Here is a 14,619-nt window from a genome sequence, read left to right as displayed (position 1 = left end):
CCGCGGCGGCCGACGCGGCGCCGCGGCCGCCGTACGGGTCCCGGGTGGTTCCAGACCCCGGTCAGGGCGCCTGGCAGGTGGGGCACCAGAAGAGGTTGCGGGCGGCGAGGCCGGCGGTGCGGATGCCGGTGCCGCACAGGTGGCAGGGCAGGGCGGCCCGCCGGTAGACGTACACCTCGCCGCCGTGGCCGTCCACGCGGGGCGGGCGGCCCATGGCCCGCGGGGTGTGCTCGGGACGGACGGTGTCGATGCGGTTGTGCCGGACGCCCTCGCGCATCAGTTCCACCAGGTCGGCCCAGAGCGCCTCCCATTCGGCCCGGGTGAGGTCCCGGCCGGGGCGGTAGGGGTCGATGCGGTGCCGGAAGAGGACCTCGGCGCGGTAGACGTTGCCGACGCCGGCGATGACCTTCTGGTCCATCAGCAGGGCGGCGACGGCGGTACGGCTGCGGGAGATCCTGCGGTACGCGGCGTCCGGATCGGCGTCGTCGCGCAGCGGGTCGGGGCCGAGCCGGTCGTGGACGGCCCGTTTCCCGGCGCCGGTGATCAGGGCGCAGGTGGCGGGGCCGCGCAGGTCGGCGTAGGACGTGCCGTTCACGAGCCGGAGCCGGACCGTGCCGGCCGGCGGGGGCGCGGGCACCTCGCCGAGGGCGACCCTGCCGAAGAGGCCGAGGTGGATGTGCACCCAGTCGTCGGCGCGGAAGCCCAGGAAGAGGTGCTTGCCGTGGGCCTCGGTGGCGGTGAGCGGGGCGCCGTCGAGCAGGTCCGCGGCGTCGGAGAACTTGCCCTGGGGGCTGGTGACGCGGGGCGCCGTGCCGCGGAAGCGGGTGGCGTAGTCGTGCGCCAGGCGGTGGATCGTGTGCCCCTCCGGCACGGTGCCCCTTCCTTCCGGCCCCCGGGGGCCTCAGTCCTGCTGCGGGTGGTGCGCCGGGATCGCGGGCAGGTCGCCCGTCGTCTCGTAGGCGGAGAGCATGTCGATGCGGCGGACGTGGCGCTCGTCGCCGGAGAACGGGGTGCCCAGGAACACCTCGACGAACCTGGTCGCCTCCTGTGTGCTGTGCATCCGCGCGCCCACCGCCACGACGTTGGCGTCGTTGTGCTGCCGGCCCAGCGCGGCCGTCTCCTCGCTCCAGGCCAGGGCCGCCCGCACCCCCTTCACCTTGTTCGCGGCGATCTGCTCCCCGTTGCCGGAGCCGCCGATCACGATGCCGAGGGCGCCGGCGTCCGCGGCGGTCCGCTCGGCGGCGCGCAGGCAGAAGGGCGGGTAGTCGTCCTGGTCGTCGTAGATGTGCGGCCCGCAGTCGACGGGCTCGTGCCCCGCTGCCCTGAGCCACTCGACGAGGTGGTTCTTGAGTTCGTAGCCCGCATGGTCGGAGCCGAGATACACGCGCATGGGACGAGTGTGACACGCGCGTTTTCCCGTGGCAGCCTCGGGTGCCCGCGGCTCACCTGTGAGCTACGCCATTGAACCTCAAGCAAACCTCAAGTAACGATCTGGATTCAGAGGTTCCCCATTCCGTTGGCCTCGGATTCACTGGTCCAGCTCGTACACCGCTCGTGCGTGGCCCCCTACCCCGCCGCGTCCCGGCATCCCCGCCCGTACGGGAAACGTTCCACCGGCACAAAGGAAATCCGTCCCATGACCCCTGGTTCCGGTCTTCAAGCAGGTCTCAAGAACCGTCACCTGACGATGATCGCCATCGGCGGTGTGATCGGTGCCGGACTCTTCGTCGGCTCCAGCAGCGGCATCGCCACCACCGGCCCCGGCATCCTGCTGTCGTACGCCCTCGTCGGCATGCTCGTCGTCCTGGTGATGCGGATGCTCGGCGAGATGTCCGCCGCCAACCCCACCTCCGGCTCCTTCTCGGCGCACGCCGACCGTGCCCTCGGCCGCTGGGCCGGGTTCTCCATCGGCTGGCTGTACTGGTTCTTCTGGGTCGTCGTCCTCGCCGTCGAGGCGACCGCCGGCGCCAAGATCCTGGAGGGCTGGATACCGGCCGTTCCGCAGTGGGGCTGGGCCCTCATCGTGATGGTGGTGCTCACCGCCACCAACCTGGTCTCCGTCGGCTCCTACGGCGAGTTCGAGTTCTGGTTCGCCGGCATCAAGGTCGTGGCGATCGGCGCGTTCATCGTCATCGGCGCGCTGGCGGTCTTCGGCGTGCTGCCGGGTGTGCACAGCGACAAGGCGGGCCTGTCCAACCTCACCGCCCACGGCGGCTTCCTGCCGCACGGTCCCGGCACCGTCCTCACCGGTGTGCTGTTGGTCGTCTTCTCCTTCATGGGCAGTGAGATCGCGACCCTGGCGGCCGGCGAGTCGGAGGACCCGCAGCGCGCGGTCACCAAGTCCACCAACAGCATCATCTGGCGGATCGGCGTCTTCTACCTGGGTTCCATCCTCGTCGTGGTCGCGCTGCTGCCGTGGAACGACCCGTCCATCAAGAAGGACGGCTCCTACGTCGCCGCGCTGAACTCCCTCGGCATCGCGCACGCCGGCCAGATCATGAACGTCATCGTGCTGACCTCGGTGCTGTCCTGCCTGAACTCCGGCCTCTACACGGCCTCCCGCATGGCCTTCTCGCTCGGCCAGCGCGGTGACGCGCCGCAGTCCTTCGCCCGCACCACCTCCCGCGGCGTGCCGCAGACGGCGATCCTGGCGTCGGTCGTCTTCGGCTTCGTGGCGGTGTTCTTCAACTACGAGTTCCCGGACTCCGTGTTCCTGTTCCTGGTCAACTCCAGCGGTGCGGTGGCGCTGTTCGTGTGGCTGGTCATCTGCTTCTCGCAGCTGCGGATGCGGAAGATCATCCAGCGCGAGGCGCCGGAGAAGCTCGTCGTGAAGATGTGGCTGTACCCGTACCTCACCTGGGCGACGGCCGCGCTGATCGTGTTCGTGCTGGGGTACATGCTGACCGACACCGAGCACGACGGCCGGGAGACCGTGCTGCTGTCGCTGCTGGTCGCGGCGGTCGTGCTGGTGATCGCCCTGGTGAAGGAGCGGGTCCTGGCGGGCCGTACGGCCCCCGCGGCGGAGGCGCCGGCCGACAAGGAGCCGGTCGCCTGACCCGGGTGGCCGGGGCCCGCTCCGGCCACCCGGGTCGCACACCGCCCGGCCGGACGCCGGGAGACGGCCGCACGGCCCGACGCAGGACGTCGGGCCGTGCGGCCGTTCCGCGTTCCGGCACGGCGCGTCGCGTCGCGTCGCGTCGCGTCGCCGGCACGGTGGCGCGGCCGCCGGCACGGCGCGTCGCGGCCCCGGCGGGCCGGCCCGGGGACGCGGGCGGGGCCGGCCGGGCCGTGCAGGGTCCGGGGGCCGCGCGGGACGGGTCCGCGCGGCCCGGAGGCACGAAGAAGGGGTTCGCCGGCTCGGGGAACGGGTGAGCCGACGAACCCCTCGGGCGGGAGGCGTCCGCGTCAGCGCTTGCCGGCGAACTTCCAGGCCGTGGGCAGCGCGCCCATCGCCAGGACGGCCTTGAGGGCGTCGCCGATCAGGAACGGGGTGAGGCCGAGCGCGACGGCCCGGGACGCGGACAGGTCGGCGGCGAGGGCCAGGTACGGGACGCCGACGGCGTAGATGACGGCCTCGCCCAGGACCATCGTGCCCGCCATGCGCAGCGGGGAGCGGTCGGCGCCCCGGCGGGCGAGCGCGCCCACGACGGCGGAGGCGAGCAGCATGCCGAGGACGTAGCCGAAGGAGACGGCGCCGGAGCCCGAGCCGCCGTCCGCGAACCACGGCACGCCGGCCACTCCGGCGAGCGCGTACAGGGCGAGGGACAGGAGGCCGCGGCGGGCGCCGAGCGCGGTACCGACGAGCAGGGCGGCGAAGGTCTGCCCGGTCACCGGCACCGGGGAGCCGGGCACCGGGACCGACAGCTGGGCCGCGAGACCGGTGAGCACGGCACCGCCGACGACGAGGGCGGCGTCGCGCACGCGGGACGCGGGGAGGAGGTCGGCGAGGACTGCACCGGGACGGGCGGTGGCGGTGGCGGTGCTCATGGGGACTCCGCTGGTGTGAGGGCAGGTGGGAACACCGTGACGCTATACCGGCACCCGTGCGCCGATCACCGTCAGCGCTCGACAAAGGCGCGAACGGGGCGTTGGTGGGCTCCGCACAAAGCGTGCCGGTTACACCGGATGCGGCGTGACACCGGTCACCGGGACGGTGTGGTCCGGGATACGGGGTGCCCGGCGGGGCGTTCGGCTGCTCCCGGCCCCGCGGCGTCCCCGGCCTCCGCACCACACCGCGTTGATGCTGCTAACTTGTAGTTGCAATCTTGTTGCAACAAGGTTCGGAGGGGACCACCAGCCATGCCCGTGTACACGCTGCCCGACCTGCCCTACGACTACGCCGCGCTCGCGCCCGTCATCAGCCCCGAGATCGTCGAGCTGCACCACGACAAGCACCACGCGGCCTACGTGAAGGGCGCCAACGACACCCTGGAGCAGCTCGCCGAGGCACGGGACAAGGAGCAGTGGGGGTCGGTCAACGGGCTGGAGAAGAGCCTGGCCTTCCACCTCTCCGGGCACGTCCTGCACAGCATCTACTGGCACAACATGACGGGCCCGCAGGACGGCGGCGGCGAGCCCCTGGCGGCCGACGGGGTGGGCGAGCTGGCCGAGGCGGTCAGGGAGTCCTTCGGTTCCTTCGCCGCCTTCAAGGCCCAGCTGTCCAAGGCCGCGGCCACCACGCAGGGTTCGGGCTGGGGCGTGCTGGCGTACGAGCCGCTGAGCGGGCGGCTGATCGTGGAGCAGGTGTACGACCACCAGGGCAACGTCGGCCAGGGCTCCACCCCGATCCTGGTCTTCGACGCCTGGGAGCACGCCTTCTACCTGCAGTACCGCAACCAGAAGGCGGACTTCGTCGAGGCCATGTGGCAGGTCGTCAACTGGCAGGACGTGGCCCGCCGGTACGCGGCGGCGAAGTCCCGCGCGAACGTCCTGCTGCCCGCCGGCTGAGCCGGCCCGGAGCGTCCCGCCTCGTGATCGTCTTCTCACCCTTCACGTCGGCGGGCGGATGAACGGGGGCCCCCGCGAGGACGTGACTCGCGGGGGTCCCCCCGTTCACGGGCGAGCGCCCTGCGCGCACGGCACGTTGAGGGAGAGCAGCGCGGCGTGCCGCGCGTCGAGGCGGATCCCGCTCACCGCCGCGTTGTCCAGGCGCGGCAGGACCCGGCGGTACTCGCTCAGCGGGATGCCCAGCAGGGTGCACAGCACCAGCCGCAGCAGGGTGTTGTGGGCGACGACCAGGACCCGCCCGCCGGGGTGGGCCCCGGCGATCCGGCGCAGGGCCGCGGTGCCGCGCCCGGCCGCCGCGCGGGGGTCCTCCGCGCCGGGGAAGGGACGGGCCACGGGGTCGGCGCGGAACGCCTCGGCTGCCTCCGCGTTCCGCGCCGCGAACTCGGCGAGGGTGCGGCCCTCGACCACCCCGAAGTCGCACTCCCGCAGGTCGGGCTCGCGGTGCGCCGTGAGGCCGAGGGCACGGCAGGCCGGCTCGGCGGTGGCGACCGCCCGGGACAGGGGCGAGGTCCAGACCGCGTCCACGGGGTGCGCCCCGGCCCACCGCCCCAGCGCCTCGGCCTGGGCGCGCCCGGTGTCGGTGAGGGCCACGTCGCTCACTCCGGCGTACCGGTTCTCGGCGTGCCAGACGGTCTGGCCGTGGCGGGCGAGGAGGAGGGTGGTCGGCTCGGTCATGGGCAGCAGTATGGCGCGCGGGGGCCCGTGGGGGCCGCGGACCGCCGCATTCCCCCCTCCGCCGCGACGGCGGCGAGGGGCCACGCCCCTTCCGCCCGGCGGCCCGGGCCGGACGGCCCCGGTACGGAGCCCGCCGCGGCGCCGTCCGGCGCTGCCGCACCGGCCCCGCCCCGCTACCCCCGCCCGAGCCGCTCCCGGGCGTGTGCCGCCACCGGGGACGGGAGCCAGCCCCGGGCTTCCAGTTCGTCCACCAGGCGGGCGTACGGCTCGGCGAAGCGGGACGTGCGGTCCGGGCGGGGGTCGACGGTCGTGCCGGTGCGCACCATGGCCCCGGCCGCCTCCGCCAGCGTGGGCGCCGCACCCGTGCCGTACGCGGCCAGTGCCGCCATGCCGAGGGCCGGCTCCGGCTGGGCCGGGACCCTGGCCGGGCGGCCGAGGACGTCGGCGCGGAGCTGGGTCCAGTAGGCGCTGCGGGCCGCGCCGCCGGTGAGGGCCAGCGGGCCCCGCACCGGCGCGCCGAGGTGGTGGAGGTAGTCCAGGCAGAGGCGTTCGGTGAAGGCCACGCCCTGCAGGAGGGCCGCCCACAGGTCGGCGTCCGAGACCGGGTCGCCGAGGAGGAGGGCGGTGGCCCGCGGGGCGCGGAAGGGGAAGCGCTCACCGGGCGAGACGAGGGGGTAGGCGACCGCGTTGGAGGGTTCGAAGGCGGCGGCGCGGGCGTCCATGCGGGCCGGGTCGGCGCCCGGGAAGCGGGCGGTGAGGACGCCGGCGCCGACGCCGGAGGCTCCGCCGGGCAGCCACGTGCCGCCGGGCGCGAGGTGGTTGTAGACGACGCCGGCCGGGTCGTGGACGGGCTCGGCCGCGGCGCCCTTCAGGACGAGGGTGGTGCCCAGCACCGAGTTCCACGCGCCCTCGCGCAGCGCCCCGGAGGCGATCTGGGCCGCGCAGCCGTCCGTCATGCCCGCGAGGACGGGGGTGCCGGCGGGGATGCCGGTGGCGTCCGCGGCGGCCGGGCAGACCTCGCCGAGGCGGGTGCCGGGGGGCACGACGTCGGGGAGCACGCCCCCGGGCAGGCCGGTGGTGTCCGGCCACGCCCCGCGCCGCAGGTCGTACGCCGTCTTCAGGGCGTGGCTGGAATCGCTCGGGACCCTGCGCCCCACCAGCCGTGCCGTGATCACGTCCGGCTGGTGGGCGATCCGCCCGGGACCGTGGGCGGCCACCAGCCAGCACGCCTTCGGCAGTGCCCAGGTGTCCTGCACCGCGAGCCCGGCCGAGCGCAGCCGGCCCGCCTCGGCCGCCGCCCGCCCGTCGTCGTACATCAGGGCGGGCCCCGCCGGGCGCCCCGCGCCGTCGGTGAGCAGCACGGTTCCGGAGGTCCCGCACACCGCGAGCCCGCCGACCGGCACCCGGTTCCCGGCGAGCGCCCCGCGGCTGGCGGCGCAGACCGCCTCCCACCACTCCGCCGGGTCCTGCTCGTGCCGCACCCCCTCGCGCCGCCCGCGCGCCAAAGGCACGGAGCCGCTGCCGAGGACACGGCCGCCGGCCGTCACGAGCAGGGTCCGCACCCCCTGGGTGCCGAGGTCGATTCCGAGCCACGCCAACGCCATCGTCCCTCCCGGAGTTCGCGATCAACGCTGTGAACTTCCCACCGTTCCTCGAGATTTCACCGTGTTTTCCCCGTGCACAAGGGATTGACGGCGCCTCCCGTCCGCTCCACTCTCTGTTGTCGAGTCGACTCACCGTGTTACCGCCCGGCCGCACCGCACCACGACGGAGGTCACGGATGGACAGGCACGTGCACGACCGCCGGCGCTTCCTCGCCCTCACCGGAGCCCTCACCGCGTCCCCGCTGCTGTCCGCCTGCGGCGCCGGCTTCGGCGGCGGCGGTGAGCAGGGCGGCGGTCCGGCGGCGGACGACGTCACCGGCCCCTTCGACTGGAAGCGGGAGAAGGGCACCACCGTCAGGGCGCTGCTGAACAAGCACCCGTACACCGACGCCCTGATCGCCGACCTGAAGTCGTTCACGGACCGGACCGGCATCGAGGTGCGCTACGACGTCTTCCCCGAGGACAGCTACTTCGACAAGCTCACCGTCGACCTGTCCAGCGGGCGCGCCTCCTACGACGTCTTCATGCTCGGGGCCTACATGGTGTGGCAGTACGGCCCGCCGGGCTGGCTGGAGGACCTCGGCCCGTGGATGCGCAACTCCTCGGCCACCGCCGCCGAATGGGACCACGCCGACTTCTTCCCCAACCTCCTCCAGGCGGGCCGGTGGTCGCTGAGGGCGGGCGCGCCGCTGGGCCGGGGCGGGCAGTACGCGCTGCCGTGGGGCTGGGAGACCAACGTGGTCGCCTACAACACCGAGGTGTTCGACCGGCTGGGCCTCAGGCCGGCCGAGACCTTCGAGGAGTTGCGCGAGCTGGCCGGCGTCATCGAGGAGAAGGCGCCCCGCGCCGGGTTCGACGGCATGTACGGCATCGCGGTCCGCGGATCACGCAGCTGGGCGACCATCCACCCCGGCTTCATGACGATGTACGCCCGCAACGGGCTGCGCGACTTCACCGTCGACGGCGGCAGGCTCGTCCCCGCCATGAACTCCCCCGCGGCCGTCGCCTTCACCGAGGACTGGGCGCGCATGGTCCGGCGGGGCGGGCCGCCGTCCTGGACGTCGTACACCTGGTACCAGTGCTCCAGCGACCTCGGGGCGAAGAAGGCCGGGATGCTGTTCGACGCGGACACGGCCGCCTACTTCCAGGCGGTGAAGGGGGCCTCGCCCGCCTCCGGGAGGATCGCGTTCCACCCCGGGCCCAAGGGCCCGGACGGCTCGCTGGCCACCAACATGTGGATCTGGTCGCTCGGCATGAACGCCAGGAGCAGGCGCAAGGGCGCCGGCTGGCTGTTCCTGCAGTGGGCCACGGGCAAGGAGCACCTGCGCCGGGCCGCCCTCGACGGCGACCACATCGACCCGGTGCGCACCTCGGTCGGCCGGGACGGCGCCTACCGGGACAAGATGCGGCACCTGCCGGGTTTCCTGGAGACCTTCGAGGCGGTCGCCGGGCAGACGAAGGTCCAGTTCACCCCGCAGGCCCAGTTCTTCGACGCCACCACCAGCTGGGCCGCGGCCCTCCAGGAGATCTACGGCGGCAAGGACGCGCGGTCGGTGCTGGACGGGCTGGCGGACGACCTCGCGCCGAAGGTCGGCTGATGGAGGTGCGACGCGCCGCGCGCCCCTACCTCCTCGTCGTCCCGGCGCTGCTGCTGACCTGCGGGATCCTCTACCCGTTCGGGCTCGGGCTCTACTACACGCTGTTCGACTTCTCGGCGGCGAAGCCGCAGCCGGACATGGTCCGCCTGCACAACTACGGAACGCTCCTCACCGAGGACGCCTTCTGGAACTCGGCCTGGGTGACCGTGCTGTACGCGGTCGGCGCGGCGGCCGTGGAGACCGTGCTCGGCGTCGCCGTGGCCCTGCTGCTGCACCGGTCCTCCCCGCTGGGCCGGGTACTGGAGAAGGTCCTCATCCTGCCGCTGATGATCGCCCCGGTGATCGCGGCGATCATGTGGAAGCTGATGCTCCAGCCGTCGGTGGGCGTGGTCGACCACCTGCTGGCGCCCCTCGGGCTGGGCGGGGTGCAGTGGACGGACACCCCGGCGGGCGCCCTGCTGTCGTCCGTCGCCGTGGACGTGTGGGTCTACACCCCGTTCGTGGCCGTCCTGGCGCTGGCCGGTCTGCGGTCGCTGCCCGCCTCCCCCTTCGAGGCGGCGGCCGTGGACGGCGCCGGCCGGTGGTACACCTTCCGGCGGCTGACCCTGCCGATGCTGTGGCCGTACGTCATGGTCGGGGTGATCTTCCGGTTCATGGACTCGCTGAAGGTCTTCGACATCATCTACGCCCTGACGGAGGGCGGCCCCGGCGACTCGACGATGGTCCTGCAGATCCGGGCCTACCTGGAGGCGATCCGCTTCCAGCGCTACTCCTTCGGGATCAGCTACACGATCGTGCTGTGGGCCGTGGTGTACCTGGCCGCGACGGTCCTCGTCCGGCGCCTGGGGCGCGTCCAGCGGAAGGCGGCGGAGGCCACGTGAGCGCTCGCGAACGCCTGGCGGGGTGGCTGGCGGACGCCGCTCTCCTCCTGTACTTCCTCTTCGCGCTGTTCCCGGTCGCCTGGATGGTGGTCCTGTCGCTCAAGCCCTCCGACCAGCTGTTCAGCACCTACTTCTCCTTCACCCCGACCCTGGACTCCTACCGGACCGTCCTCGGTGACGGCGGGGGCGTCCCGTTCACGCGGTTCTTCCTCAACAGCCTGGTGGTGTCGGTGGGCGCGGTCGCGCTGTCGCTGCTGGTCGGGCTGCCGGCGGCGTACGCGTCGGCGCGCTGGCGGTTCAGGGGCTCGGAACACCTGATGTTCACGCTGCTGTCGTTCCGGTTCGCACCCGAACTCACGGTGATCATCCCGCTGTTCGTGCTCTACCAGGAGCTCGGGCTGTTCGACACCTACGTGGGCATGGTGTGGGTGCTGCAACTGGTCACGCTGCCGCTGGTGGTGTGGATCATGCGGTCGTACTTCGCCGACCTGACACCGGAACTGGAACAGGCGGCCCTGCTCGACGGCTACTCCCGCACGCAGGCCTTCCTCCGCGTCGCCCTGCCGCTGGTCGGGCCGGGCATCGCGGCCGTGTCGCTGCTCGCGTTCATCTTCGCCTGGAACAACTTCGTCTTCCCGTTGATCCTCACCTCGCACGACGCCCAGACCGTGACCGTGGGGGCGCTGTCCTTCCTCGGCGGCGACCGGCCCAGGTACGACCTGACGGCCGCGGCCGCCCTGGTCTCCGCCGTACCGCCGCTGCTGCTCGCGCTGACCATCCAGCGGTACCTGGTGCGCGGGCTGTCCCTCGGGGCGGTGAAGTCATGAGCGTCGCGCTGCGGGACGTGCACAAGTCCTACGGGCGCACCACCGCCCTGGACGGGCTCGAACTGGAGGTGGCGGAAGGGGAGTTCTTCTGCCTGCTCGGCCCTTCGGGCGCGGGCAAGACGACCACCCTGAAGATCGCGGCCGGACTGGAGCGGCCCGACCGCGGCACGGTCGAGATCGGCGGCCGGGACATGCGGGACGTGGAGCCCTACGACCGGGGCGTGGCCATGTGCTTCGAGAGCTACGCCCTCTACCCGCACCGGTCGGTGTACGACAACCTCGCCTCGCCCCTGCGCTCCCCCAGGCACCGGCTGCCCGCTGCGAAGGCCCGCGACCGGGTCGGGGAGATCGCCGGGCTGCTGGGCATCGGCGGCCTGCTGGACCGGCCGGTGGGGCAGCTGTCCAACGGGCAGCGCCAGCGCGTCGCCCTCGGCCGGGTGCTGGTCCGCCCGGCCCGCGCCTTCCTCCTGGACGAACCCCTCTCCCACCTGGACGCCCGGCTGCGCCGGCAGATGCGGGCCGAGCTGAAGGCGATCGGGGCCGTCCGGCGCACGACCACCCTGTACGTCACCCACGACTCGGTGGAGGCGCTGGCGCTCGGGGACCGGATCGGCGTCGTCCGGGACGGACGGATCGTGCAGACCGGCACCCGGGAGGACATCTGGTACCGGCCGTACGACACCGAGGTCGCGCGGGCCTTCGGGCGGCCCCGGATCAACCTGCTGCCCGGCACCGTGTGCGAGGACGGGGCGTTCCGGTCGGCGGACGGCGCGGCCCGGCTGCCGCTGCCGGTGCGGGTCCCCGCCGGCACCGGGGTCCTGCTCGGCGTGCGCCCCCGGGACGTCTCGCTGACCGGGGACGGCCACCGGCTCGCCGGGTCCGTCTACGTCACCGAGGTGCTGGGCCGGTCCGTCGAGGTGACGGTGCGGATCGGCGCGTCGCACCTGTCGCTGGTGACCTCCCGGGACGAGGCGGCCGGACTGCGTCCCGACGATCCGGTCCGCCCGGCCGTCCGGCCTGAGAACCTGCTGCTGTTCGAGGCCGACCGGGCCGGCCGCCCGGGACGACGGATCGGGAAGAACGCGTGATGAGCAGCAGTGGTGCGCAGCGGGGGCTGGGCCCGGCGGCCCGGCAGGCCGCCATGGCCGACCTCGTCCTCGCCGAGGGCTCGGCCGGCGCGGCCGAGCTGGCCGAGCGGTTCGGGGTGAGCCTGATGACCATCCACCGGGACCTCGACGAACTCGAGCGGCAGGGCGTGGTGCGCAAGTTCCGGGGCGGGGTGACCGCGCAGCCGTCCGGGGTGTTCGAGTCGAACGTGCAGTACCGGCTGAAGACGATGCGCGCGCAGAAGGCCGCGCTGGCCGAGCACGCGCTGCGGCACGTCGAGCCGGGCATGGCGATCCTGCTGGACGACTCCACCACCGCCCTGGAGATCGCCCGCGCCCTGCGCCGGGGCGGGATCACCCCGCTGACGGTGGTCACCAACTTCCTGGAGGCCGTCAACCTGCTCGCCGACCAGCGGGGCATCCGCCTGATGGCGCTCGGCGGCGACTACGACCGGCTGCACTCCTCCTTCCTCGGGGTGTCCTGCGTGGAGGCGGTCGGGCAACTGCGGGTGGACGTGTGCTTCGCCTCGACGTCCGGCGTGCACGGCGGCCACGCCTACCACCAGGAGCAGCACATCGTGTCCGTGAAGCGGGCGATGCTCGACGCCGCCGCCCGCGCCGTGCTGCTGGTCGACCACACCAAGCTGGGCCGGGTCGCCCTGCACCGGGTGGCCCCGCTCTCCCGCTTCGACCTGCTGCTGGTGGACGACGGGGCGCCGCCCGCGGCACTGCGCGACCTGGACGAGCACGGGGTGCGCTACGAGGTGTGCGCCACGCGGACGAAGGAGGGCGATGAGCGCGCTGGAGTTGCGTGAGCTGCGCAAGACCTACCGGCCGCGGGGCCGCCCGGCGGTGGCGGCGGTGCGGGGCCTGGACCTGAGCCTGAGGCCGGGTGAACTGCTCGGGCTGCTGGGCCCCTCGGGCTGCGGCAAGTCCACCACGCTGCGGATGATCGCGGGTCTGGAGACGGTGACCGGCGGGGACATCCTGATCGGCGGCGCATCCGTGGCCGGCCGGCCCGTCCGGGAGCGCAACATCGGGGTGGCCTTCGAGAACTACGCACTGTACCCGCCGCTGACGGTCGCGGAGAACCTCGCCTTCGGACTGCGGGCCCGGCGCCGCGGTGCCCGCGGGGACGTCGGGCGCAGGGTCGCCGAGATGGCCGAGCGGGTCGGCCTGACCGGTGTCCTCGACGCCCGCCCGGCCCAGCTGTCCAGCGGCCAGAAGCAGCGGGTGTCGCTGGCCCGCGCGCTGATCCGGGAACCGGACGTGCTGCTGCTGGACGAGCCGCTGTCCCACCTGGACGCGGCGCAGCGCGACACCACCCGCCGCGAACTCAAGCGCCTCCAGCGCGACCTGGGCCACACCACCGTCCTGGTCACGCACGACCAGGAGGAGGCCCTGTCGCTCGCCGACCGGATCGCCGTCATGCGCGACGGGGCGATCCAGCAGCTCGGCACGCCGTACGAGGTCTACGACGCTCCCGCCACCGCGTTCGTCGCGGACTTCGTCGGTGAACCCGCCGTCAACCTGCTGCCCGGCGTCGCCACCGGCGACGGCCGCGCCCGGCTCTCGGCCGGGGTGCGGATCGCGCTGCCGGTGCCGGTGCCGGCGGGCCGCGCGGTGCTGGTCGGCATCCGCCCCGAGGACCTGAGCCTGACCGGGGCCGAGGGCCTCCCGGCACGGGTGGTGGCCCACGAGCCGCTGCCGGAGGCGGGGCTCGCCACCCTCGTGCTGGACGGAGTGGAGCGGCCCCTGGTGGTCCTCACCCCGCCCGGGGTGCGCCTCGCGCACGACGCACGTGTCCGGGTGGCGGCCGGACGCACCCATGTCTTCGACGCCGAGACGGGAGACCTGCTGCGATGACCTCCAGCGTGCGTGTGGTGGCCGCCGGCGACCACTTCGTCCTGCCCTCGCTGATCACGGCCGCCCTGGCCCGGGAGGCCGACTGCGCGGTGCGGGAGCTGACCCTCGGCTGGCCCCTGGAACCGTTCGGGCCGGTCGCCGAGGTGAGCGAGGCCAGCGACGCCGAGGACGACCTGATCGGCGCGCTCGCCGACGCCCAGGTGCTGGTCACCCAGATGGGCCCGGTCACCGAACGCGTCCTCGCCGCCTGCCCGGGGCTGCGGCTGGTCGTGGTCTGCCGGGGCGGCCCGGTGAACGTCAACCTGACCGCGGCGCGGCGGCACGGCGTCCGCGTGTGCTTCGCGCCCGGCCGCAACGCCGCGGCCACCGCCGAGTTCACCATCGGCCTGCTGCTCGCCGCCCTGCGCCGCATCCCGCAGGCCCACGACCTCCTGGCCCGGCGGCGCAGCTGGGCCGGCTCGGCGTACTACACCTACGCGGACAGCGGTCTGGAGCTGGAGGACCTGCCGATCGGTCTGGTCGGCCACGGCGCGGTGGGCGGCCGGGTCGCGCGGGTGCTGTGCGCCTTCGGGGCGCGGGTGATGGTGTACGACCCCCACGTGCGCGGGGAGGTGCACGGGTTGCGCCTGTCCACGCTGGACGACCTGCTGTGCCGCTCCCGGGTGATCAGCCTGCACGCCCGGCTCACCGCCGAAACCCGCGGCCTGGTCGGAGCCCGTGAGCTCGCCCTGCTGCCGCCCGGCGCGGTGGTGGTGAACGCCGCCCGGGGCCCGCTGCTGGACGAGGAGGCGCTGTGCGACGCCCTGGAGTGCGGCCGGCTCGCGGCGGCGGCCCTGGACACCTACGCCCGCGAGCCGCTCCCGCCGGACTCCCGGCTGCCGGCGCTGGCCGACCGGGTGGTGCTGACCCCGCACCTGGGCGGGGCCAGCCGGGCGGTGGCGGAGAAGGCCGCGCGGATCGCGGCCGCCGAGGTGGGGCGCTGGGCGCGCGGCGAGCCGCTGGCGCACTGTCTGACCTGAACGCGGGCGCGGGAGCGGGCCGGCGCGCCCCGAGGG

The 14,619-nt window shown here is 73.9% G+C and carries 14 protein-coding genes; 9 read left to right on the top strand and 5 right to left on the bottom strand.

The genetic code is table 11. From position 1 onward, the window contains the following. Window positions 1–61: 61 nt before the first annotated feature. On the bottom strand, window positions 62–871 hold the full coding sequence (locus tag QQY24_RS20725; RefSeq protein ID WP_301974188.1) for an Fpg/Nei family DNA glycosylase: 810 nt from the start codon (window positions 869–871) through the stop codon (window positions 62–64). A gap of 30 nt (window positions 872–901) precedes the next feature. Further along, window positions 902–1,390 (bottom strand): ribose-5-phosphate isomerase, encoded by a 489-nt coding sequence (locus QQY24_RS20720; RefSeq protein ID WP_301974187.1) that lies wholly within the window; start codon window positions 1,388–1,390, stop codon window positions 902–904. Window positions 1,391–1,636: 246 nt separating this feature from the next. Between QQY24_RS20720 and QQY24_RS20715 the strand changes: the two genes are divergently transcribed. After that, window positions 1,637–3,055, top strand: coding sequence for an amino acid permease (locus QQY24_RS20715; RefSeq protein ID WP_301974186.1), 1,419 nt, complete (start codon window positions 1,637–1,639; stop codon window positions 3,053–3,055). A gap of 350 nt (window positions 3,056–3,405) precedes the next feature. Here the strand turns inward: QQY24_RS20715 and QQY24_RS20710 are convergent, their stop codons facing one another. After that, on the bottom strand, window positions 3,406–3,987 hold the full coding sequence (locus QQY24_RS20710; RefSeq protein WP_301974185.1) for a biotin transporter BioY: 582 nt from the start codon (window positions 3,985–3,987) through the stop codon (window positions 3,406–3,408). A gap of 312 nt (window positions 3,988–4,299) precedes the next feature. Here QQY24_RS20710 and QQY24_RS20705 point away from each other — a divergent pair, with 312 nt between their 5' ends. Next, window positions 4,300–4,947, top strand: coding sequence for a superoxide dismutase (locus QQY24_RS20705; protein WP_301974184.1), 648 nt, complete (start codon window positions 4,300–4,302; stop codon window positions 4,945–4,947). Window positions 4,948–5,052: 105 nt separating this feature from the next. Here the strand turns inward: QQY24_RS20705 and QQY24_RS20700 are convergent, their stop codons facing one another. Together QQY24_RS20700 and QQY24_RS20695 are read right to left on the bottom strand one after the other, a co-directional pair. Continuing rightward, window positions 5,053–5,682, bottom strand: a complete 630-nt coding sequence (locus QQY24_RS20700; RefSeq protein WP_301974183.1) for a histidine phosphatase family protein — start codon at window positions 5,680–5,682, stop codon at window positions 5,053–5,055. Between the two features lie 173 nt (window positions 5,683–5,855). Continuing rightward, the gene (locus QQY24_RS20695) at window positions 5,856–7,286 is read right to left on the bottom strand and encodes an FGGY-family carbohydrate kinase (protein ID WP_301974182.1); all 1,431 of its coding nucleotides are present in this window, start codon (window positions 7,284–7,286) and stop codon (window positions 5,856–5,858) included. Window positions 7,287–7,462: 176 nt separating this feature from the next. Here QQY24_RS20695 and QQY24_RS20690 point away from each other — a divergent pair, with 176 nt between their 5' ends. Genes QQY24_RS20690 through QQY24_RS20660 form a run of 7 tightly spaced genes read left to right on the top strand, consistent with a single transcriptional unit; the run spans window position 7,463 to window position 14,583 of the window. Then, a complete protein-coding gene (locus tag QQY24_RS20690; protein WP_301974181.1) occupies window positions 7,463–8,884 on the top strand; it encodes an extracellular solute-binding protein in 1,422 nt (473 codons plus the stop codon). Further along, on the top strand, window positions 8,884–9,765 hold the full coding sequence (locus tag QQY24_RS20685; protein WP_301974180.1) for a carbohydrate ABC transporter permease: 882 nt from the start codon (window positions 8,884–8,886) through the stop codon (window positions 9,763–9,765). Before QQY24_RS20690 ends, QQY24_RS20685 begins: the two co-directional genes overlap by 1 nt. Further along, window positions 9,762–10,592 carry a carbohydrate ABC transporter permease gene (locus tag QQY24_RS20680; RefSeq protein ID WP_301974179.1) on the top strand — a complete coding sequence of 277 codons (831 nt, stop codon included), beginning with the start codon at window positions 9,762–9,764 and terminating at the stop codon, window positions 10,590–10,592. The genes QQY24_RS20685 and QQY24_RS20680 overlap by 4 nt, the downstream gene beginning before the upstream one ends. Next, complete coding sequence (locus QQY24_RS20675; protein ID WP_301974177.1) at window positions 10,589–11,680, top strand: ABC transporter ATP-binding protein; 1,092 nt, start codon at window positions 10,589–10,591, stop codon at window positions 11,678–11,680. Before QQY24_RS20680 ends, QQY24_RS20675 begins: the two co-directional genes overlap by 4 nt. After that, entirely contained in the window at window positions 11,680–12,513 is an 834-nt protein-coding gene (locus QQY24_RS20670; RefSeq protein ID WP_301974176.1) for a DeoR/GlpR family DNA-binding transcription regulator, read from the top strand. Before QQY24_RS20675 ends, QQY24_RS20670 begins: the two co-directional genes overlap by 1 nt. Next, window positions 12,491–13,564: an ABC transporter ATP-binding protein gene (locus tag QQY24_RS20665; RefSeq protein WP_301974175.1), complete on the top strand. Its 1,074-nt coding sequence runs from the start codon at window positions 12,491–12,493 to the stop codon at window positions 13,562–13,564. Before QQY24_RS20670 ends, QQY24_RS20665 begins: the two co-directional genes overlap by 23 nt. Further along, a complete protein-coding gene (locus QQY24_RS20660; protein WP_301974174.1) occupies window positions 13,561–14,583 on the top strand; it encodes a 2-hydroxyacid dehydrogenase in 1,023 nt (340 codons plus the stop codon). Before QQY24_RS20665 ends, QQY24_RS20660 begins: the two co-directional genes overlap by 4 nt. Window positions 14,584–14,619: the final 36 nt, after the last annotated feature.

The organism is Streptomyces sp. TG1A-8, assembly GCF_030499535.1.
Taxonomy (GTDB): domain Bacteria; phylum Actinomycetota; class Actinomycetes; order Streptomycetales; family Streptomycetaceae; genus Streptomyces.
The sequence above is the reverse complement of the archived record's forward strand: the minus strand, read 5'-3'. Positions and strand labels throughout refer to the sequence as shown.

Excerpts from the sequence above, each read along its gene's own strand:
- QQY24_RS20720 (WP_301974187.1), bottom strand. The coding sequence starts at position 1,390 with ATGCGCGTGTATCTCGGCTCCGACCATGCGGGCTACGAACTCAAGAAC.
- QQY24_RS20715 (WP_301974186.1), top strand. The coding sequence starts at position 1,637 with ATGACCCCTGGTTCCGGTCTTCAAGCAGGTCTCAAGAACCGTCACCTG.
- QQY24_RS20710 (WP_301974185.1), bottom strand. The coding sequence starts at position 3,987 with ATGAGCACCGCCACCGCCACCGCCCGTCCCGGTGCAGTCCTCGCCGAC.
- QQY24_RS20705 (WP_301974184.1), top strand. The coding sequence starts at position 4,300 with ATGCCCGTGTACACGCTGCCCGACCTGCCCTACGACTACGCCGCGCTC.
- QQY24_RS20700 (WP_301974183.1), bottom strand. The coding sequence starts at position 5,682 with ATGACCGAGCCGACCACCCTCCTCCTCGCCCGCCACGGCCAGACCGTC.
- QQY24_RS20695 (WP_301974182.1), bottom strand. The coding sequence starts at position 7,286 with ATGGCGTTGGCGTGGCTCGGAATCGACCTCGGCACCCAGGGGGTGCGG.
- QQY24_RS20690 (WP_301974181.1), top strand. The coding sequence starts at position 7,463 with ATGGACAGGCACGTGCACGACCGCCGGCGCTTCCTCGCCCTCACCGGA.
- QQY24_RS20685 (WP_301974180.1), top strand. The coding sequence starts at position 8,884 with ATGGAGGTGCGACGCGCCGCGCGCCCCTACCTCCTCGTCGTCCCGGCG.
- QQY24_RS20675 (WP_301974177.1), top strand. The coding sequence starts at position 10,589 with ATGAGCGTCGCGCTGCGGGACGTGCACAAGTCCTACGGGCGCACCACC.
- QQY24_RS20670 (WP_301974176.1), top strand. The coding sequence starts at position 11,680 with ATGAGCAGCAGTGGTGCGCAGCGGGGGCTGGGCCCGGCGGCCCGGCAG.
- QQY24_RS20665 (WP_301974175.1), top strand. The coding sequence starts at position 12,491 with ATGAGCGCGCTGGAGTTGCGTGAGCTGCGCAAGACCTACCGGCCGCGG.
- QQY24_RS20660 (WP_301974174.1), top strand. The coding sequence starts at position 13,561 with ATGACCTCCAGCGTGCGTGTGGTGGCCGCCGGCGACCACTTCGTCCTG.